Here is a 23,039-nt window from a genome sequence, read left to right on the forward strand (position 1 = left end):
GACGCTCTCGAAGGGTATATTAGGCCCGCACAGGCGCACGCACCGCAATTCTGCGTCCGACGCCGCGGTCCACACGCTCCAATTCTCCAATAAGAACCCCAACCGGCCCCAGCGCCGGCGTTGCATCACACACAGCTTTGAAAATCAGAAGAAGCGGAATTGCGAGGACGCCTCCCACGGGGCCCCAGAGAAAGGTCAACAGTGAAACGGCGACAATGATCGCCAAAGGCGTGATTTTCATTTTAACGCCCATGATCATGGGCGTCACGAAATTCGATTCAATAAAGTTCAGAAGAATGAAAATCCCGGCAGGGGCAAGCATCATCAACCCCTCGTCATAATGGACAACCCCGGATAGGGCGAGGAGGGCTGTCAGGATGGCGGGCCCAATATAGGGAATAAAATTCAACATCGCGGCAAGAAGCCCCCAGACATGGGGAGACGGCATACCGACCGCCCACAACGCCGCCGCCAGCGCAACGCCAAGAGCGGCGTTAATAGTGGCCATCGTTAACATATAGGAGCCAATCCTGTTTTCGATATTTGCAAACAGGCGCATCGCTCGGCGCTTGGCCCCGAGTGACGGGTTGGCGGCCGCAAGCTTGCGGCGAAACTCATTTCGCTCTGAAAGAAAAAAGAAAGCCAGAACCCATGTGAACAGAAACTGGATGATGGCGCCAGGCGCAGCTTGCGTCATACCTTTTGCGCCCTTGTCATCCCGAATTGAAATGACTTCCGTATCATCCTCATCGGCGCCGACTTTCGCAATGTCCTCCACCTTGCTTGAAACTTCCTTCATGGTGGTGACCGCCTCTTCAATACCTGAAAGCTTTTCGCGCGCCTCGACAACCAGGTCCGGCGCCTTTTCCACCCAGGCGATGGCAGGACGCCCCGTATAAACAATCAAGGAAATGATGGCGGCGAATGCCAAAATCGCCACCGCGCCCGCCGCAACCTGTTGCGACAAGCCCATTTTTACAAGCCGCCCAGCCAACGGAGCCAGCATAACGCTAATAATAAAAGCGGCCGCCAAAGGCAGCATGATCGATTTTGCAAAATAAAGCACAACCGCAACGGCAATCACGCTGAGAAAAAGACTGGACGCCGCGATGATGCCCAGCGACCTTCTGGCCGTGAAAAACTGAGGGCATATATCATTAGTAAATGGCTTATTCTTCAAAACGCGACTCCGGCTCTTGCAAATGCTGGCGCAATACGGACAGCTTTAAGCGAACAATAGTTCCAAAATCAGGTTGATTGTAGGAACCGTCTGGCTCGTCAATTGTTCGGAAGATTATCGTTTTTCTCGCTTATTGAGCATGACAAGGCAGCCCGGAAACTAAAGCGGGAAAGAAATTTCGATCACAAGAGTTGGCTTTTCGAACCGCCTTTGAAATACACCCTCTAGCTGTCCTTCAACCATCAATTTCGCAAGCTTGGAGCCAAAGCCTTCGCGGTCGAGATCAGGCTCATCATTCTCGAACCCTTTTTCAATCCACAGTAGGCGGACTTCGTCATAGCCTGTCGAATGTTTCGAACATTTCCAGGAAATATCAATGCCGCTTTCTTTCTTGAAGGCGCCGTATTTTGCTGAATTTGTCGCCAGCTCATGAATGACAAGGCCAAGCGCTTGCACTTGTGATTCCGAGAGCTCCACTTCAGGGCCGGCAAGCGACAAAATCTCATCGCTGGTTTCGCACATCAGATTGATTTCGTCACGCAACAGAGAAGACAACGTAGCCGACTTTCGCGCGGAAGCGGCAAGCAAGTCCTGCACTCGCGACATTGCTTCAATGCGGCGAGAAAAATCACGGAGATATTCGTCTAAATTAGAAGCTGACCGGGAGGACAGTCTAGCGATAGATAGAATACGTGCGAGGAGGTTTTTAAAGCGGTGGTTCGTTTCTTTCAGATAAAGATCTTTTAGATCTGCGCGGGCTTTGCGCTCATCCGCAAGCGCTTGCAAGGTTTGAATGCGAGTTTCATTTTCGCGAAAAAGCCGCCAAAAGAATAATGTCGCCATGATCCCTGCAATAACTGACAAAAGCGATGCGACACGCCAGGCGCTGAAATGTTGGCGTTCTGTTTTCAAATAAATGGTCCAGTCGCGGCCGCCAACCTTGATCACAAAATCATGGGCGCCCCAGACATCATCATCGCCGCCATACAAAGCTATGTCGTTTTCGGCCCCTTCGGAATACGCCGCAACGAGATCAATGTTGGGAATCGTTGACAGAACCGCCCGAAAAAGATCGTGGGCGCGAAATGGCGCATAGACATAGCCGTCAGGCGCCCCACCGGTATTTCCTTGAGCAAACATCGGCAGGTATATCAGGAAACCCGCCTGCGTTTTCTCGTCAATTTCCTGTACGAGTTTCACCGGCCGGGAAGCTGTCGCTTGCCCGCTTTGCAAAGCCGCCATCATCGCCTCTCTGCGCACAGCCTCACTAAACATATCGAACCCAAGAGCGGCGCGATTTCTTTCATCGTCAGGCTCCAAAAGCACAATCGGATAGCGCAGGTTCTGATCCGTTTCAGGCCAGATTGTTCTGTCAACGCCATAATCACGCCGTAGCCGGCTTTCGACCGCCTCTTCTTCTCCCGGCAGAAACCTTTGCGCGTAGCCAACCCCCTGCATGCCAGGCACGCGCCGTCGCACCTCACTTGCCTTGAGGTAATCTTTGAAAACGGCCCTATCGACTTCGCCAATTGTCAGGAAAAGCCCTCTTGCCGCATAGAGAACAGATATTTGACCTTCAATCCGTTGTTCAATTTCCAGCGCCGCCTGCTGAAGATAAGTCTCAACCGCCAAGTAGTCGTTGCGATTAAACGCCCATGCGCCGATGGCGCTCAGGACGGCAACAAGCAACATGGCCAGTTGGGCGGCGTTGATCTTCATGGCAGCGCAATACTCTCCTAGATTCGGTCCTGAATGAGTGATGACCCTTCCGGGTCAGGACCATTACAGCGAAACCAAGAGCCTATACCAACATAAATGTACTTATGGGCGGCTGAAACAATAAAATACCAAGCCTATATGGCTTGTGGATCACAGCTATTTCGGCCCGCTCCCAGACAACCGCACGCCACAAGCAATCTTGCATCCGCTTGGTTCTTCGTGAATCGTCATACGTATGGGAACTTATCGTAAGCTACTCCGGCAACGCGAAGACAACGAGGGATTCATTATTAAGCGGCCGTCCATCCGGTCCCCTCGGTGTGGCGCCAAAATTAGCGGCCATGACGGCGACATATTGGCGGCCATCCTTGCCGCGATAGGTTATCGGCACCGCCTGGGCATGATAGGCGAGCTCAGCGCTCCATAATTCATCACCGGTCTGCGCATCGAAAGCACGGAAACGGTGGTCATTTGTGGCGCCGATAAAAACAAGACCGCCAGCCGTCACGATTGGTCCGCCAAATGTATTAAGCGTTCCCGTTTTCTGTTTGTCTTCGGTCAAGGCTTCACTAACGCCGAGTCTCGTTTCCCAGGCGATCTCTCCACTATTCGCATCAATTGCAAAGAGACGCCCCCAGGGCGGCTTGATACAAGGCAAGACAACTTTTTGACCGCTCTCATCTTCAAAACTGGCGCTAAAGGATGAGTAGGCGCCAGGGCCAGACAGGCTGCCCCGATCATAAAGTTGCGTTGATCCTTGCGTCCCGCGACCATAATCGCCATCGGCTTTTCTTTTTTCGATCCAGCCGATACTGCCGCCTTCGCTGGTGTTCACAAACACATAGCCGCTATTCGGATCGGCGGCGCTGCCGCCCCAATTTGAGCCGCCATTATGGGGCATGTTGATGGAGGCTTTTACGGGCATTCCGTCTTCATGAAGAAAGAACGGCGTAAAAGAGCCTGCATTAAAAAACGCGCCGCCATAGCTTTCGAGCAGGGCGCGGCAGGCAGCCGCGTGTTCTTCATTCGTATCGTCAGCAGTGACGATATCTTCGGGCGTCCATCGACCGCGGGATAATTGCGGCGGCTTTACCGGAAAGGGCTGTGTCGGCGAATACCATTCGCCAGGAGCATCCCCGGCCGCAACTACTTTTTCATCAACGCCGAAAACCGGCTCGCCCGTTTCCCGGTTTAAGATATACATCAGTCCATTTTTGCCGGTTTCCGCCAGCGCCGGAATCTTTTTTCCGTCAACCTTTATGTCAACAAGAACCGGCGGCGCTGGTAAATCCCAATCCCATAAATCATGATGAATGGTCTGGAAATACCATTTGAGATCGCCTGTTTGCACATTTACAGCTACGACAGAATTGCCAAAGAGATTTGCGCCGGGCCGGTCACCGCCATAATAATTCGCAGAGGGGCCGCCGACGGACATGTAAAGAGTGTCATTGTCCTCGTCGACGGTCATGTACCAGACCCAGACATTCGTGCCGGAACGGTTCTTCCAGCCATCATCCAGCCAGGTTTCATGCCCCGGCTCCCCGGGGCGCGGCACCGTGTGAAACTCCCACAGCTTTGCGCCGGTCCGCGCATCAAAAGCACGCGTATCACCGGGTTCTCCGCGTTGCATTTCCGCTGTGTTCGCGCCGGCGATAAGCACGTTCTTATAAACCGTAGGCGGCGCGTTATAGGGAACGCCAAGCGCTATGGCGCCGCCTTCGCCAAATGTTGTATCAACATCGCCGGTTTGCGTATTAAGCGCGACAAAACTGGCGCCGGTGGAATAAAATATACGCGGCTTGTAATCTCCCTCACCCGGCCAATAAGAAACCGTGCGCCGCGCAAGCCCGTTCGTCACCTTATGACGCCAGATTTCGGCGCCCGTATGCGCTTCAAGCGCGACGACAGCATTGCCTATAGGAAGGAAAAGAACGCCATCTACAACAATCGGTGTAGCAGAACTGACCAAGGCGCCGCCCCCTTTAGGACGGACACGGAACGACCATGCTTGCGTTAATGTCGAAACGTTTTCCCGGTTTATCTCTTTCAAGGGGGAATAGCGTGTGCTGGAAAGATCACGCGCATAACGTGGCCAGTCGCCAGATTCTGGAGCCAGATTTCCGATATGCCCGCACCCGGCCAGCAAAACCGCAACAATGAACGAACCCAGCGTTTCCTGAATTTTCATTGAGACGCCCCTTCCCTGACCAGATGTGAGTATCGCATCACAAAGCTAACCCGCTTACTTCTTATATAGAATACTGACGCTTTCGTATGATGGCAATTGACCGGGACCTCAATCATTCATCCGTATGCACCGAGTTCTCTTTTCGTCAAATTTAGGGCGATGACCAAACTGGGCGGGCTAAACAGTTGGCGGAAGAGAGTGGGTGTCGAACCCACCTGAGACTGGCTGACAGCCCCACCCGGATTTGAAGTCCGGACGTCCCACCGGGAACGTTTCTCTTCCTTACACTGATGTCGATTTGACGAACGCGCTACTCATTGCCTGTTCAAGGCGCTGGGCATCAATCCTGCGCATGTCGCCGCGCCGGAACGTAACACCCTGCCGATCGAAATACTCAAGAAGTTGTATTGACAATTTGCGGCCATTCGCGAGCCTGTCCCGCAATTGCGCCGCAGAGAAAAATCCATCCGGCGCTGCATGACCAAGCTCGCCAAGAATCGACGCGATCTCATTAATTGAGTCACGCAGATAAAAGTGGTCCGTTACGACTTCAACCACCTCACCCTGCCGGCTTTTCGTTTTCAAAATGCGGCGTATGTCGCTCTCACTTACGCGTACCATCTCAGCCCATTCGATCACGCGAGGGGGGCGAAACCGTCCCTCCCCCTTTAGTCGCGGCAACATACGCGCCCAGGATATTTCATCCTTGCCGCCAAGTTTACTTTCATGTTCTGGCAAGCGAAAGGCGCCGCCTTGCGCAACTACAACACCCGCCTCTACAAGGGCATCAATCACTTTCAAAGAGACCTCTTTAGAAAGTTTGAGGTCAAAACCCGCGATAAGACAGGCCGCAGGCGCACCGGGTTGTTCCGGTTGTTTCTCGTGAAACGCCGTCAGCGCGCTACGCGCATTTTCGCACAGCTTATGCCATGTTCTTTTTGAGATGACGATGTCACTCCCAAGGAGGGTGTGCGGCGTATCTTTCAAAAGATCGCTATAAGCGCTCTCACTTAGCGCATGATCGCGAGCAAACTCAACACGACTAATGTAATATGGCTTCACCTTGAGAAGGGCGCGCAGGCGATCAGCATGGGCGTCAACTTCCATAGCGCAGAGTTGCTCAAGCCGGTCCGCCGCCCGTCGCCGACGCTGGGGCCCTCTAAGGTCGATGAAACGCCCGCCGCCCATCGTTCGCACACCTGATGTATCGCGAATCACAAAAGCATCGCCCACTGCTGCGGCAATCGGCTGTTCTAGAACAAGTTGAATGCGTCCTTGCGCACCTGGCTGAACAGCTTCGTCTTGGAGGAGGGCGGCGCGCGCGCTGACTTCAACAGCCGCGTGATACACCCGAAGCGGCGTCCAGTGCTGTAAGGGCCTTGCCTCACTCGCCAGCAAGTTGAAACGACAATCAATCCGGTCCGCAGGCGCATGGAGCGCGGGGTCAACAATCATATCGCCTCGCCCAATAGATTCACGCGTAATCCCGTCGCCCGTGAGATTCAGCGCGCAACGCTCACCGCAGCGTCCGGTTTCCGCAGGACGGTTTTGCGCATGAATGGCGCGAATACGCGCCGAGAACCCGGCCGGGCTGACCATAACTATATCGCCTACAGAGACGGATCCACTCATTACCGGTCCCGTCACAATGGTGCCTGCTCCTGAAATCGTAAAGCAGCGATCTACCGCGAGACGAAACCGTCCTTTAGCCGCGCGCGGTTTTGCCGCCGGCGCCATGCAAAGCAATTCTTTGCGCAAGCCGTCAATGCCATCGCCCGTTAGACTTGAAACAGATAAAACCGGCGCGGCCGCAAATCCTGTTTCGGCAAGCAGCTCCTGCACCTCCGCCGCCATCGCCCCGCGCCAGTCATCAGGAACAAGATCGGTTTTCGTAAGTGCGACAAGGTATTTTTTGATGCCGAGCAACTCGGCGATAGCGAGATGCTCACGCGTTTGCGGCATAACGCCGTCATCTGCAGCGACGACCAGCATCAAGACATCGATACCGGCAGCGCCGGCAATCATGTTCCGCATAAAACGATGATGACCCGGTGCATCCACAAAGCCGATGATATCGCCATTGTTGGTCGGCAGATATGCAAAACCAAGATCGATAGAGATGTCGCGCGCCTTCTCTTCTTTTAGCCTGTCCGTATCAACGCCAGTCAGCGAGCGCACCAGCGCCGACTTGCCGTGATCAACATGGCCCGCGACTCCAACAATCACGTCGGACCGGCGCCGCGATCGCCGCTCCCGCCTGTTGTCACTAACCTTTCCAGGTTAGCAATAAAATCTTCTTCGTCCTCAAGACAACGTAGGTCGAGAATGAAAGCCTGGTTCTTTATTCTGCCGATCACCGGCGCCGGCAGGGAACGAAAAGCGTTCGCCAACCCTTGAAGCGCCCGCCCCTCATGCTGGCTGCATGCGGCACGGATAACAAAGCCCAGACTGGGGAGTGTCGCTATGGGCACCGCGCCGGAGCCGACCTGGCTTTCACACGCGCCAATTTCAACGGAAAAATGCGCGCCAACGCACGCCGCCATGTGTGGCGCCAACCGGTTTGCACACGCTCTGATATCGTCAATATCTCTCGACAGGGCGCGATAGGTCGGCAAGCGTGCGGTCAGCCGTTCCGGATATTGATATAGGCGCAAAGTCGCTTCGATAGCGGCAAGCCTTATTTTATCGACACGCATGGCGCGCTTCATAGGGTTTTTGTTGATGCTTGCAATCAGGTCGCAGCGCCCGACAATAAACCCCGCCTGGGGGCCTCCCAGCAATTTGTCGCCTGAAAAGGTCACCAGATCAGCGCCAGCGCTCAGCGCTTTTGATACCGTCGGCTCATCAGGCAAACCGAATTCCGAAAGGCTGATCAGCGTTCCCGAACCAAGATCGTCAACAAGCGGAATATTGTGTTCATTCGCTAGCGTCGACAATTCACCAGCAGAAACCGACTTCGTAAAGCCTTCAATCCTGAAATTCGACGTATGGACTTTCAGTAATGCTGCGGTCTCCGCCGTAATCGCATTCTCATAATCGCGAAAATGAGTGCGGTTGGTCGTCCCGACTTCCACCAGCTGCGCGCCTGCCGAGGCCATGATATCCGGCATGCGAAAGGCGCCGCCAATTTCAATCAGCTCACCCCGTGAGACAATTACCGTACGTCCCTCCGCCAATGTATTTAAAGTCAGCAACACTGCCGCCGCGTTATTATTGACGAGTGTAGCGTCCTCGGCGCCGGTTAAACGGCATAAAAGATCGCGGACGATATCGTCACGTTCCCCGCGACCGCCGCCGGTAAAGTCATATTCAAGCGCGATGGTGTTGCGCATGGCTTTGTCCGCCGCCTCGATCGCCTCCTCGGCAAGAAGAGCGCGGCCCAGATTGGTGTGAAGGATCGTGCCGGTGAGATTATAGACAACTTTTACGCCGCTCACCTGACTTACCGCTATATGCGAAGCGGCAGCTTGCGCCGCTTCATCTGCGGTAAGCATCACTTCTCTCGCGCGGGCGTCATCAAGGACATCGCGAATGGCGTCCATGACTGCCTTTTGCCCGAAAGTCTCGATAAGCCCTGTAGCCAGAGCGGTTTGCGATACGATGTGGACGGAAGGCAAACGGGGATGTCGTGATGGCGCCGACCTTAACACGGCGGCTTCCTCGTCAGATGTCAATCCTGTGCGGGCCATAGGCCAGTCGCCAGGTAATGGTGAGCGGCTGTCGCCGCCGTCGCACCGTCGCCCATGGCGCCAGCCGCACGGCATGCAGACGCTGCTCGGACTGTTCCCGCTGCGAAAACCCCTTTCGCTGAGCTGCGCATGGAGGCATCAGTCGTAACATGCCCGCTTTCATTGAGCGAAACAGCGTTGCTCACAAATCCACTGTTCGGTTCCAGCCCGACGAAAATGAAAACCGCCGCCGTTTGTATCTGTATTTCCTCGCCCGTCGCCACATCCTTCACCCGGACAGCGTCAACGCCATCCTGCCCAAGAATTTCGGTGACGGTTTTTTGTGTCTGAACTTCAATCTTGCCGTTGGCCTCCACATCATTCTTGTAACCGACCTGACCGGCAAGCGTGTCGCCGTTCTCAATCATGATCACTTTATCTACATGAAGGGCGAGTGCGAGAGCTTCCTGCATCGCCGAATCGCCACCGCCTACAACAACCGCCGTCTTGCCGCGCAGTAGCGGCCCGTCGCAGCTGGCGCAATCGCTCACACCGCGCCCTTGAAATTCTTTTTCGCCCGGCACACCAAGCTTTACGAAAGAAGATCCCGTCGCAATGATCACTGCGCCCGCAATAACAGCGCCGCTTGCGGTCTCAATCCGCCATTTGTCACTCTCGGGTTCAAGCCCTTCACAGGCGTCCTGAAGAAAAGAAACGCCAGCGGCGTCGCACTGTTCCTGAGCCATAGGGCAAAGATCATAGCCCGGCACGCCTTCGGGGAATCCCGGCACGCCATCAATATGTTCAATGCTGACCAGTTGCCCGCCGGCGAGACCGCCAGTTAAAACCGCAGTGCTCCGTCCCAGCCGGGCGCTTGTCATCGCCGCGGTCAATCCGGCAAGACCGCCGCCAATCACCGCCACTTCAAATTCGCCGCTCACAATGCCTTTCCTTTGTTCGTTTGGCTTATCGCCTGGCCCGCATTACTGTCGGCGCAGCGGCTGGCCACCTTTGCACTCTATAGCGCTAAAATCGATGATATCTACAATGATTAGAATCGAAAGTATTTTAAGCCCGGATCAGACAACCGTCCAGCCCAGAAGAGAAACACACGCCCCTCATCTGGAAAATGGCGCTCTCATCAACACTATATCGGGAAAAGTCGCGGCTGCGTATGCCTACCGCAACGCACAATCATGACCACATCCGGCCTTTACCGGCACAAAAAACGCCGCCGCAAAATATTACGCTGGGGCGCCATGGAAAACCCCAAGCCGCGAACGCAGATCAGCGCCAGATATCAATGAGACCTGCCGGGGCGCCACTCTTGGCGGCGCCAAAACCCCGGCCCATATAACGGCCGCTGATCATCTTGAAAGCGCCCTGAGTCTCGCCGCCAAGCACAATAATGTTCAAATCTTCCGGCTGAAAAATACTGATCATCTCTTCCGGCGCGGCTTTCAGACGGCTTGCAAAAGGCTCAACGCCTGCAACAGCATGCGGCTTGATAAGGGTCGTGATCCATTGGTCATCCCAATAAGAACGAGCCGACATTTTCGCATTTTCCGCGCACCACTCAATCAGGGATTGTTTGGTGAAACCCATCTTGTTGAACTCATGCGCGACCAAAGGGTCCATGACAATGACAGGCGGACTGAAATGGTCCGTCGCCGTCAGGCAACGGATGAATTTTTCTTTCCAGGTTTCGCGCGGTCCAAAACCCGCTTGCGTGTACCAGCCGCCGAAGAAAACACTGACGGTGCTGTCTGTGGATCTAAAGCCTTGGTCCACATGGAAGGGAGTCCACGGACTGCGTTCTTCCGCTTCAGGAAAGCACGCCGTATACGCCCAGTTGTTGCCCAGCGTTCCCATATAAGTGTCGCCGGGAACAGACCCGCCCTGAACGTTTTGACTGACCAGACCATAGGCCCGGCCGATCGTGGCATTCGCGTGATTATAAGGCCCCATAGCGCCGACGCCGTCATTCATGCCGATTTCCTGGCGGATCGGCCCATTGACGAAAGACAGACAAGCCCAGGAGGTTGTGCTGCTGGAGCGCGCAGAGACGCCGCTGGCGGAAAGCGCAAGGATCACAGGCAGATATTCAGGCCGGGCGCCCGCCATGACCGCGTTGACGGCGACTTTCTCGACATCAAATTCCCACGCCTCGCGGAACGACGTGGGCCGCATAGTCCCGACCACATAATCCGCGGGCTTACTGCTACCTTTGAGCATCCCCTCCACGCGCGCCTCGGTGGGGAGAATGATCGGCAGACAATCCGTCCAATGGTTTTCAATGAATAGCTGACGGAGATTATCCTCTGTATCCGGCTCAAGCAAACGCGGCGTCGACCGTTCAAAGGTCGCGCCTTTCATGTCTTCACCGGTTAGAGGTTGGGTAAGCCCCTCTAACACGCATTGCATGAAAGGTCTCTTATTAACGGGGTCTATGCCTTCGATATAATCGCGCAATTCGGATGGTGTGCGCCCAACGACAGGCTGGGGAACGAAGCAGTTGCGCGTCGTCGGCATGCCCGCCGATAAAGACGTAGCTTTAGCTAGGCGCGCAAACACATGCGTGCTGACCGGGATTGTTGGAATCCCGTCTTGTTCAAGCGCCAGTGCGAACCCCACGACCGTGGGGCAACAGGTGCTTCAAAGACCGACGCCGATAATCGCGGCGTCGCCGCCGGCGACAACTTTCGCACGCATGTCCGGGTCATCGACCCAGCTTTCACGCGGCTTGATGAGGCGAGTTTCTACGGCCGGCAAGTTCTCCGCGAACCAGAGCCGTAACTGCTCCATAAAAACATCTGCGTTATCGAAAAGGCAATCAATGAGATAAAGCACCTTTCCGTCCAGCGACTCCAGTCGGTTCGCGAGCCGCTTACCCACGACTTTTGGTGGATAACCACGAGGATCATGAACAATGATTTTTTCCGCCATCATCATCTCCAAATCGCTGGTGCAAGCCGCCTGACTTTAAGCTGTTCATGACGACGCGCAAGGCTACTTCATTAGAATTCTAATTATCTGCGCCGCTGCCCGGCTGTCAATCCATCTCAGGCCTTCCGTCAAGCGCGACGATCGCCCGGCATATCAACAGACGGCGCCTCATGACTTGATAATGATATCATCGACTTGACATACTGAGCCCGCAACGTTCAGTGCTGGAAAATCTTTGACGCCCGCTTAGCTATCTGCCGGCCGCAAAACAGGAAGACGCAGCTTGACCAAACCGCTGACTACCCGCGCCAAGGCAAAAAAAACAAATACGAAGCGGAATGCGCCTCCTTCGCAACCGGATTACTCGTCACCGGAATTGCGACTGACAATTTCCATTGTCCGCACAGGTCGCATCTGGAGATCGCTTCTTGACGAGCACCTCCGCAAAATTGGCCAAAGCGCATCACGAATGGAGGCGATGGCGACAATTCTTTCATCGCCGCCCTCCACCACGCAAATCCAGATCGCGAAACGCATTGGCATTGAGGGGCCAACGCTCACACGGACCCTCGATATGCTCGAGGCCGACGGTCTCGTAGAGCGGTTGGCTGATCCTTCCGACCGCCGCAACAAGCATCTGCGTCTAACGGCGGAAGGCATCAACATATTGGACGAAATCATGACCATTACGAGCGAGCTGCGATCGCGACTATTGCAAGACATACCTGCAGGCGACATCGACAAAACGAGTAAACTACTAGAACTCATTCAAGATCGTCTGGAAAGCGGCCTGCCTCCCGAAACCGCCTGATAACCGGAACAACTTCCCGCCTGGCAGGAAAATTCCAGCAAGCGAATAGCCCAGCACACACATAACCGTCCAGGATCAGAAGCGCGATGTCATTTCCAGCCGCAGCGCTCCCTCAGGACCGGTATCGCGATACTGACCTTTTCCGACAAATTCCAGATCAACGCGATCAGACAGCATCCATTTAGCACCCCAACGTGCGTGGAGCGCATTTGCTGAGCGAAGATTTCGTTCAATAACAAAACCATGCTCTGGCGCATCGTCAAAAACAATCCAGCTGCCGCCGGCGTTATAGTCAACATCCCTTACATATTCGATGTTCAGTGACGCTTTAACGGCGCCGAAGCGATCACTTTCAAAGGCGCCGTCGAAGCGCATGCCAAGACCTGCCTCTACCGCAGACTGATCGACGGAACTGACCGACTGCCCTAAGCCCAGCGTGTGCGTATGTTCCGTCTTGTCAAAACCGAAGGCGTTATATCCGGCGCGCGCATAAAGTTCCACAAACCGGCTTTCATCTGCGGCTATAATCTTTCCTAACCGGACATCACCAGTCAGGTTGCGCGCCTTCCCTTCAGCAAGGTCAACCTGCGCCCCTGAAAGGCCTTCATCAAAACGACCCGTATCCAATGTCGCATAGCCGCCGACAGCCTCCACAAAGACACCGTCGCCGAACATATGAAGACCATAGATTGAAGCGAATTTATCCTCATCGGCTTCTTGATAACCATTGCGGCGCTCGGTTGAAACGCTGTTCACGCCATAGCTGAAACCAAACACATTGTTTTCACCAAACCCGAAATTCACCCCATTCACAAAGGACGTGTATGCAGTTTCCTGGAAGCTTTCGGCGTTGGTTGGATTAACGCCAAGATCTCCGCTGAGATTGGCGCTCCATGCTTTACCGCCTGCATAGTCTGAGTAATCAACCCCGGTGAATCCGAGCCGGGAAGCGCCTGTTTCGTTGCTCATCAGGCTCATGCGCGCAAAACCGAGCGTGTCTTCCACGGCGTCGTTCGCTCCAGCGGAGACCGCGGCGGCGGCGGAAATTTGAGGCGCTGCAATCGTCGGCAACAGCGCATCATAAGCAGCTCGTATCTCGCCAAACCCACCAAGTTTTTGTATCCCGCCCATCGTATACGCGAGATCACTGTCATAAAAATTCTCATCGGCCACAGCCAGCGTATCGTCAAAGGATTGCGCCAGAGACAGTTGATCAGCTGTTGCAGCGGCTGAGGAAAACGCCTGTACGCTTGCAACGGCGTCAGCGGTGTTCAAGGTGACATCCATGCTAAAACTTAACAACGGCGTTGAAAGCAGGTTTTCCACCGATGGCTGATAGCTGAGACCGTTGGCGTTAATGATGCGAGCGCGTTGACCATCCGTGAAAGGATTTGGTCCGGCATTCAGCGTGAAAGCGCCGCCAAGCGTATAGCCAGCTGCAGTTTCGAATGTCCCCGCCCGGCCGCTGCCATCAAAGAACGTGGTCAAACCTGCGGTCGAGGATGGCCGCACCGTTGCGGTGAGCGTTCCTTCATTGATGACGACATTTTGCCAGGAAACAGGGCTTGTTACGCGGAAATGCCCGGCGCCGCTTTTCTCAAGATTTTCCCAATTGCGAATATCCGATACGGAAAAAACGCCATCGCCGACAACCTCAAGCGTATCTACGCCGGCTTCACCGATAACAGCGCCGCCGATAAATGCGCCGCCATGATAAATCAGCCGGTCGTCGCCAGAGCCCAGCTTGATATGCGGGCTCAACATAGAGGTCGAAGAGAGCTCAACGATATCGTTTCCGGTGCCAGTCTCGATACCAAGAATATTGCCGCCGCCACGCGTGCGGGTGGCGGTAATCGCCCCATTGTTCAAAACGTAGTCGTCACCAGAGCCGGAATTGATCCCGTAGGAATAGATGTTCGACAGCTCCTCCTGCTCGATGCGAACTGCTTCGCCATTCCCTAATATATGGCTGCCAGGCGATGCAGTCGCATCCGCCCGAACAATCGGATCAACACTGACATTGATCACGCCATTATTGACAACAATGTCCGCGCCGCCGCCAGTCAGCACACCATAGCCATAGGCATTTGCGACACTCGCCGTCGATTTCGCCTCAGCATCGCCATCAAACGCTCTACCCGTGGCTTTTGTGCTCGCATCTGCAAGCGGTGAAACCAGAACGTCTATATCGCCATTGTTGATAACAGTATTGTTGCCGCCATCTGCACGGACGCCATAGCCGTAAACGCCGTCGATAGACACTGTAGCAGTCGCAAAGGCGTCAACCGATTCAGATCCTTGTCCGGGGCCGGCCACTGCGCGGGCGCGATTTGCGTAAACAAGATTTTGAACGGTGATCGAACCATTGTTAACGACGCTGTCATTTCCAGCGCCAACATGCACGCCATGTACATAATTATTATTGATTGTGATTTTAACTTCGGCTTTTGAATCCGGTTCAGAACCAAAGTTAATACCGTCGGCGTCAGCAACAGAGCTTGATCCTGAACCCGGATGCAACCGGGCGAAGATGGAACCGTCATTTGTTACGATTTTGTCGCCGGAGCCCGTCGCCTCAATCCCCGAGATGAAGCCGCCCGACAAACCGACAATCGATGTCGCCGATCCGTCAGCGCCAGAAAGTCCGTTCGGATTGGTGTCGGCCAGAGACGTCGCCAAAGTTTCGACAGCCACATTTATGTCGCCGCTATTGTAGACTTCGCCTTTGCCTGCGCCCATTTTTATACCGAATGCGCGCAAATTATTCATTGATGCAACAGCATAAGCGCCTGCATCGGAATTGACGCTGATAGGCGAACCGTAACCGGAATAGCTTTGCGCGCGCGTGCGTTCGTTGGCGCTTCCGGAAGTGAGATCAACCTGGATCGTTCCTTCATTGATGACCATATCATCGTCGCTGAGGCCAGCATCGATGCCGATAGCCGTCATATAACTGTAGACGTGAGAATTTGTCTGCGACTTTACCCAGACGCCGCCATTGGACGCGCTGTTGGAAATAAAGGATCCCGCCCTCGCCTCAACGTCAACCAATCCGGTATTGACTATTACATCACGTTCATCGCCGCCGGAAACACCGACCGCTGTCGAGCGTGATTCTGTGTCAGCGCCCGATTTCGCCGTGGAATTGCTGCTATTGCCCTGAATGGACGCACCGTTGCCCACAGAACGCGATTTCGCGAGCGCATAGATGTCACCGCTATTCCCGATGTCATTGACGCCGGCCCCGCCATCAATTCCAGTCGCCGTGGACACCGAGCCTGCATACAGATTGGCGCGGCTGCCGCCCCGTTGGACGTAACTGATCGAACGCGCTGTGGAGCCGGTGTCGCTGTTGACGTTAATCAGACCTGCAGTGCGAATTACATCGTCGCCGTCGCCGCCGTGAATGCCATAGGAAGTCGCTTTCGCACCAGACCCGCTGGCGGCGCTGGAAGTGCCGATGCTAATAGTTGCGCCGCTTTCGGCGACAACCCCGCCATGGGCGTAGACATATTGTTCGCTGCCGGATTCGAAGCTGATCTGATCGTCGCCAGCTCCGCCGCCCGCACCGAAAGCCAGGCTGTCCGCCGCGACGCCGCCATCGATCACGACGCCGCCAACATAGGTTATTGACCCACCCTCCAGACGGACATCGGCATGCGCATCAACGTCAGAGAATGATTTCAATATGAGCGTGTCAGCGCCTGCATCGCCGAACAACCCGCCAGCAGTGCTTTTTCCTGTCAGCACTGATTCGACATTGCTGGCCCCGACCCAGGTCTGGGTATCCGAGACTGAATGCAACTCAACATCTGAAAAGGCTTTCAGCAGGCTCCCTTCAAATATGACGGTGTCATCACCCTCCCCCGCCTCGACAGCGGAGGCGTCTGCGTCGGCGCCGAATACGAAATCGGAATTGGAGTATCCGGCGAGCGTTAAATTCATCGATGTGGGCTCAAGGTTGGAAAACGCCTTGGCGTAAATTTCACCCGCTAGCGCGAGGCTGTCATTTCCATCACCGCCAAGCACGCCTTTCGCTGTGGCGTTCGCAGCACTGTCTGCCGTTTCGCCTGAATAGCCAAGCCCGGTTGCAGCAAGCGATTTGCTGCGCACATCGGCTATCGCTGAAGCGAATATATCGCCATAAACCCAAAGCATGTCCGCCTGATCACCAAGCGCTACACCAAAGGAGCGAGCGCTGTGAACGATGTCGCCTTCGGAGGCTTTACCGCCGATTACATTGATGTCGACGGTGTTCGATCCGCCAGGAAGGCAGGAGTCTGTCGCGGCGTCATAAACCGCGGCCGCGCAGGTGATCGCATCAACCGTAGAGCCTTCGACAAGGAGCACCTGATCGGCGCCTGCGCCCGCATCAATGCCCGTGGAGGTCGCTACCGTCTCGAGCGAACTGACGGAACGTCCGCCGCCCGCGACATTGACCGAAACAACTTTGTTGGAAAGCGCCGCATCTGCAATCGCTCGAATCGACCCGCTATTTTCGATGTAATCGCCGCCGAGCCCCCCGCTGACGCCGAGCGCCGTTGCGTATGAAAACCGTGTTGAATCAAGAAAGCCGACATCGACAATTGTCACTGAAGTATTGCTCGTGGTCGTGCGCGATTGAGCCAGCGCTTCAATGTCTCCGCCATTGAACAGCGAGTCACCGCCATTGCCTCCATCTAAACCTATGGCCGTTGCAAAGGCGTTCGAGTTTGATTTCCCCGTTCCTCCGCCAAGCAGCCGGACATCAACCCCGTTATTGTTGATCTGTGCATAGGCTTTTGAAAGAATGGTCCCGTCATTTGTCAGGGAGTCCCTGCCGTCGGCGCCGGACAAGCCAACAGCGTTCGCGTATGCGGACAGGCTCGCCATATCAGAATCAAAGCCTATCCCTTGAAAAGAAACCGAGCGGCTCGACGCTCGGGCATCCGCTGTGCTGGTGAGCGCTGTGCTGTTAAAGACAGAATCATTGCTGCCGCCCGCATCAATACCCGTACTGTTCGCCAGCGCCACCATTTCAAGGCTGCCAAAAGTGGCGCCGACCAGCTGAACGGATACGCCCGCATCATTGACGCGCGCATTGGAGATGACATCAAGACCAGGTCCGGCGACGGAAATGACATCGACGCCGCCTTTCGTCGCAATTCCCTGCGCCAACGCTGTCGCCGAAAGACCAGCGCCGTCAATCGAAAATCCGCCGCCTTGAATGTCTATCGACATGCTTTCGCTAACAGCATCTGCCTGCGCCTTCAGTGCGCCGCCGAGAATAGTCACACGATCAACGCCGTTCGCCCCTTCGATTGCAGAAGCTGATGCGTCAGCCACGATCAGCGATGAGGAGCCTTCGGCGCCTGCGCCGGTCAACGCGAAGGAAAAACTGTCTTGTTTTGCGTTGGCGAAGACATCGATTCCTGAGGAAGACGTAAGTTGATTAGCGCCCTGCCCCAAAGCAACGCCTGTTGCATTTGCTTCGCTGATAAAATCGGCCAAATAGGTGGAGCCGCCAATGAGCGCAATAGAAATGATTTTCGCCTTGTAATCGGCGACCGCATCAACATCGATTGCGCCAAACTCTGATAATTCAAGAATGTCATTATCAGTCCCGGCGTCAATGCCTGTGGCCGTCGCCAGAAAATCGGCGCCTATATCGGCGTTGTTCACCCCGTCCAGCGTGACGTTGAGGGTGAGCGCGCCTCCGCTCACGGCATCGGCCAGCCCATCTTCATCCTGCTCCGAATGAACGCGAGCGACAGCTTCCGTTAAAATCATATCCGAAAGACGGATATAATCAGCACCAGCGCCAGCAAGCACACCTGTCGCATTTGCATTTGCAAACGTGGCTGTTTTCGATCCGGAATACCCTATGCCCGTCGCAGCGATCGATTGCGCGCCTGTCGTCGCCTTGGCGCGCGTCTCTATCAGGCCGTCAATATTGATCTGGTCGATCCCGGCGCCGGCGTCTATGCCGCGCGCAGTAGAGGTTGAGGTCGTCGATATATCACCCAGCCCGGCCCCAGCCAGCGCGACGCTGAGATTAAAACCGCTTGCTGTGGAGCGGCCATATGCAATCAACTGCTCCTGATTGGTGATGATGTCATTGCCGCCGCTGCCGGCCATACCTTTTACAAAGGAATCAGCTGTTGAGCCTGCCTCAGCAAGTGAAAAGCTGAGCGGAACAAAAGCCACATCACCGCGAATGCTGATCGTATCTGATTTCGCAACACTGACTGCATTTGTCTTCAGGGCGCCTGCATTCAATAGATAGTCAGAAGTCGCACCACCCGTTGAAAAACTATGCCCCGCCATTCCGACCGCACGCGCATTTGAGAAAGTGGTTACATCCGCGATAGAGGCGCCCAACGCTGCGCCTGTCACCGTAACGCCGCCGCCCACAGAAACGCCCACGCCGCGCACATCAGAAATGGCGTTGGTAATAATCGTCGCCCGATTTTCCAGGTAATCTGCGCCTTCGCCGCCACGCAAGCCTTCTGCGCGCGCGTCCGCCCCCTGCTGCAAATCCACCCAAGAAACGCCACCCGAGGCGCCGACGCCGGCGCCGGCTAGAGCGACAGTTACCGCAGCGCCGGTGATGTTCGCGTCAGCCCTAACATGCGTTTCGCCTTTCACAATGATATTGTCAGCGCCAGCGCCAGCATTATAGCCAATCGCATCCGCGTCGGCAGACGAGCGTGCTGTCGCGATAGAGTTGCTGACTGCGGCTCCTGCGCCAGCAAAATTGACATCAATGCCGATGGCGGTCGTGTCAACCTTGGCGACTGCGGTAATGTCAGCCATTACCTGGTCGGGTAAATCATCCGGAGAGGGGCCGCCTGATGGGTCTCCCTCAGAAGTCGATCCACCGGTGGGAGGGGCTAATGGCGGTTGGGTGAACTCTATGAGATCGTCGCCACGGCCGCTATATATTCCGGTGGCACCTGCTTTTGCATTGCTGTCTGCTTCGACCACGCCAGCGCCGACGGAAACGCCAACCGGGGCAATATCAACGCTTGCGGTAATGCTGTCCGAATCCGCGCCTGCGTCCGCAAGCACCGTTAAGTTTGCATTGCTCCGAAGCGTGTCGTTTCCGATATCTGTTTTGAGCGCATTATTGGCATGCATGCCAAAAGCGCGCGCATCCGCGCTGCTATTCGCTTCGACGGCTGCAACATCGATGATGAGACCAGTTCCGACAAAACCTGCGGAAGCATTGATCGCATCCGCATTTGACCGCGCCGTAGACATAATCGAGACCGCGCCTGCATTCAGCAGCTCAGCGCTGTCACTTTGCGACCGTATGCCGAAACCGGTCGATTTTGCGGTTGTCGACGCATCCGCCAAGGCGCCGGAAAGAACAAGGCCCGCCTGCGGAACAACAGTAAGACCAGAACTTACACTGGTCGCGTCCGCATCAGCATTCGCTGCAACGCTAAGCGTTCCTGTATTTTCCACCTTGACGCGGCCGCCTCTGCCGCCAAGCCCAGTGCTTGTTGAAACGGCTTTAGTCGCCGCATCGATAACAGCCCCATCAAAAGCAAGACCGATCGTTGTCGCCTGAATGTCGACATCAACAGCCAGCGCATCCGCCGTTGCGCTGGCTTTGGTTTCGACAGAGCCCATATTTTGCACGAGAACCGATTTGCTAGCGCCCCACATGCCGTATCCAGCTGCGACCGCATCAAGCTTAGAGCTCTGAAGGCTGACCCCGCCTGCGACGCCAGCGTCCTTCGCAATCGCGATCGTCGCATCCACTGTCGTTGAGGTCGCCGTAGCGTCAGCAATCGCCGATAATGCGCCGCTATTGGCGAGCGGCGCTGCGCTTTGGGATTTGATACCGTAAACCGATGCATAACCGTATATATCGGTCTGCATGACCGCAGCATTCAGCGACCCACCCGCCGTTACGAAGTCGACGCTCGTTTGAATGCCCAGGTTTTCAGCCAACGCTGTTGAATTTGTTGTCAGCATGCCCCGGTTTTCTATGCCCAGGGCGCCAGCCAGCGCATCTATGCCGATCGACGTCGACCGCGCTTTACCGCGTGTATCATAGATGACGGCGCCGGTGCTGACATTGGGATCGACAGGCCCGCTATAATTAAGGGCGGCGCTCACATCTTCGATCGTTCCATGCGCGTCCGCTCCAGTCGTCAGCTCTCCTATATTGATCAGGGTGTCAGCACCCGTTCCACCCGCTATGCCTCTGGCCGTCGCGCGTGCGTCGACGAGATTGAACATTTTTATGGCGTCGAACTGAACTCCACTGGACTTTGGGCTCGCGCCGCCATGATAGGAGCCGCTTTTAGCAGTAGAATTAGCATCAACAGTCATGGAGCCGAGACTGAAAATGACGTCACCACCTCCGCCGCCGTTGAATCCCCAGGCGTTGCTGACGCTCACAGCCCGTGTATCAAAACCGCTGAGATTAACTCCAATGCTGGGGGCGCCGCCACTCGTTGCTTTGGTGAGATCAATGCCCATTTCAACCGAAACCGCCGTGTTTTCAGCGTTCGCAATGGAAGAGACATTGGCGATGGCGTCTGCTTCCAATAAAATCTGATCGTCTCCAGAGCCGCCTGCGAAACCCTCCGCTTTCGCGTTGGCGTTCGCCGTCGATTTCAACAGCGAAAATTCTCCCGATGGCAAACTGATTTTAGGGGCCTTCAAGGCAACCGACGCGTCAAGGAAGACCAGCGTCGAGACCGCATCAGCGGCGCTGTTCACAGTCAGGTTGGACCCGTTATAGATGAGGATATCGCCGGCGCCGCCGCCATCGAGCCCTTGCGCCGCCGACCGCGCTTCGGATCCAGCGGTGACAAAAGCGAAAATGGAGCCCGCTGCGCCGACTGATGGCACCGGAACATCCACTGGGAAACTCACGCTGGCGACATCGATTTGAGAATTCGCCGTTGAGGTTGTTATGAGGTCGCCAAATACCGACAGAGTGTCTACCCCACCGCCGCCGCCAATGCCCTCAGCGGTAGCTAAGGCCACCATGTCTGCATCGACATGCGTGTCAGACCAGTCGGTTTTCGGAATAGCGTCAACCGTCATCGCAACGCCAATGGAGGCGATATCGGAAAACGCATCAACAGTGATCGCCCCATAAGCGTCAGCAATGTCATCGCCATCACCAAGAACAATCCCGTTAGCCTGCGCCCGAATTTTATTTTTAAGACCGCTTGCTTCAGAGGTGGCGAGTACAGATTCATCAAGTCCCGTAAAAGAAAGATCGGTGATGGTGCGATTGGCTTTCGCTTTAACATCAAGAGACGCCGTTTCCTGAATGTCGATAATATCGTCGCTAGCGCCGGCGGACAGGCCCGTCGCGCGCGCCGCCCCGGAAAAAGAGCTGTCACCCTGATTGGCGCCGACAACCGCAAGAGACACCGATGTCGAAGTGAGATCTATATCCGCCGCAACTTTGTGCTCACCATTGCTTAGCGTGACGGAGTCATCGCCGCCGCCGGCGTTCACTCCAACAGAAACGGCTCTGGCGAAGCCTTCACCGGAAAAGAGCCCCGCCTCTCCCAGAGAAACCGCAACATCCGTCTGCTCCAGCTCAGCTGTGCTGCGGATATCCATGCCGCCGCTGGAAAAGATATTATCCCCGTCGGCCCCGCCCTGAATGCCTGTGGACCGTGCGTCGGAAGAAATTTCGCCCAAGCCGTTGCTGGCGCTGATGATGCCGACATCGGTCGTGCTCAATAAGGTGCGCGCCGTGGATACGACCTGCAATAAGCCAGTCGATATAAATGTGTTGGCGTCTGCGCCGCCCACCATGCCGGTCGCGGTGGCGTTGACTGTCATGGCGGAGGAAAAATCGATTACATCAATCCCGACCAGATTAACATTGTCGCGCTTTCCTTCAGAAAAGGCTTCAACCCGAAGAGAGCCATTATTCTCTAAATGATCCGCTCCAGCGCCGCCATTCAGGCCAGTGGAGCGCGACTGAATGAGCGACCCAATATTAAGCGTTGAAAACTCGTCCGGGTTTTCCTGAATAATTGCAAAGTCGAGAATACTCCCCCTGGCGGAAGAAAAGACACCGCCGCCATTGCTGAACAACACATCATTGCCGGCCCCGCCCAGCATTCCATTTGCAAAAGCTCCGATATTTAATGCGGGGGAAGCAAGACCGACAGAAAGCGCATCCAGCGTCGCATCATTCACGCTCGCACCAATGGTGATTAAGTCAACATCAACAGAATCATCGCCCCCACGTGCGTTGACGCCCGTCGCGGTGACTTTTTCATCGCCGCCAAGCATCAGCTCAACCGCAGCTTCAGTAACTGTGTCATCACCTTGCGTGCCGTTAACGGCGACATCGCTCACGGGCGCCGCTATAGCGGCGCCGGAAACGACGAACATCGCGCCGAGCGATGTTGTCGACATGATGAGATGACGCAAACTTGCGGTTTTCCGATTAAAAGTGCTGGTCATTGGCCCCGTTCCAACTACATCGACGGGCGCACGCCGCGCCCGTCCCAGTCGCCCAATTTTGGTCTGGTTCAGGGAGGCGGCGCCATG

At 55.4% G+C, this 23,039-nt stretch carries 9 protein-coding genes and 1 tRNA gene; 1 reads left to right on the forward strand and 9 read right to left on the reverse strand.

The genetic code is table 11. The features are described 5' to 3' along the window. Positions 1-19: 19 nt before the first annotated feature. The 8 genes from ACFOOP_RS01000 to ACFOOP_RS01035 all read right to left on the reverse strand — a co-directional run bounded on the left by ACFOOP_RS01000 (position 20) and on the right by ACFOOP_RS01035 (position 11,704). Entirely contained in the window at positions 20-1,084 is a 1,065-nt protein-coding gene (locus ACFOOP_RS01000) for an AI-2E family transporter (RefSeq protein WP_379881479.1), read from the reverse strand. Positions 1,085-1,339: 255 nt separating this feature from the next. Next, entirely contained in the window at positions 1,340-2,899 is a 1,560-nt protein-coding gene (locus ACFOOP_RS01005) for a CHASE domain-containing protein (RefSeq protein ID WP_379878826.1), read from the reverse strand. A 253-nt stretch (positions 2,900-3,152) separates the two neighbouring features. Next, entirely contained in the window at positions 3,153-5,090 is a 1,938-nt protein-coding gene (locus ACFOOP_RS01010) for an outer membrane protein assembly factor BamB family protein (RefSeq protein ID WP_379878827.1), read from the reverse strand. Positions 5,091-5,276: 186 nt separating this feature from the next. Next, positions 5,277-5,372: transfer RNA gene (locus ACFOOP_RS01015), tRNA-Sec, on the reverse strand. Next, a complete protein-coding gene (gene selB / locus ACFOOP_RS01020) occupies positions 5,373-7,316 on the reverse strand; it encodes a selenocysteine-specific translation elongation factor (RefSeq protein WP_379878829.1) in 1,944 nt (647 codons plus the stop codon). Continuing rightward, the gene (gene selA, locus ACFOOP_RS01025) at positions 7,313-8,779 is read right to left on the reverse strand and encodes an L-seryl-tRNA(Sec) selenium transferase (RefSeq protein WP_379878831.1); all 1,467 of its coding nucleotides are present in this window, start codon (positions 8,777-8,779) and stop codon (positions 7,313-7,315) included. The genes selB and selA overlap by 4 nt, the downstream gene beginning before the upstream one ends. Continuing rightward, positions 8,761-9,699 carry an NAD(P)/FAD-dependent oxidoreductase gene (locus ACFOOP_RS01030; RefSeq protein WP_379878833.1) on the reverse strand — a complete coding sequence of 313 codons (939 nt, stop codon included), beginning with the start codon at positions 9,697-9,699 and terminating at the stop codon, positions 8,761-8,763. Before ACFOOP_RS01030 ends, selA begins: the two co-directional genes overlap by 19 nt. Before the next feature lie 346 nt (positions 9,700-10,045). Then, on the reverse strand, positions 10,046-11,704 hold the full coding sequence (locus ACFOOP_RS01035) for a UGSC family (seleno)protein (protein WP_379878835.1): 1,659 nt from the start codon (positions 11,702-11,704) through the stop codon (positions 10,046-10,048). A 283-nt stretch (positions 11,705-11,987) separates the two neighbouring features. Here ACFOOP_RS01035 and ACFOOP_RS01040 point away from each other — a divergent pair, with 283 nt between their 5' ends. Continuing rightward, positions 11,988-12,515, forward strand: a complete 528-nt coding sequence (locus ACFOOP_RS01040) for a MarR family winged helix-turn-helix transcriptional regulator (protein ID WP_379878837.1) — start codon at positions 11,988-11,990, stop codon at positions 12,513-12,515. A gap of 75 nt (positions 12,516-12,590) precedes the next feature. Here ACFOOP_RS01040 and ACFOOP_RS01045 read toward each other — a convergent pair whose 3' ends face one another. Then, a complete protein-coding gene (locus ACFOOP_RS01045; RefSeq protein ID WP_379878839.1) occupies positions 12,591-22,952 on the reverse strand; it encodes a hypothetical protein in 10,362 nt (3,453 codons plus the stop codon). Between the last annotated feature and the right edge of the window lie 87 nt (positions 22,953-23,039).

This window comes from Hyphococcus aureus (assembly GCF_042643165.1).
Lineage (GTDB): Bacteria > Pseudomonadota > Alphaproteobacteria > Caulobacterales > Parvularculaceae > Hyphococcus > Hyphococcus aureus.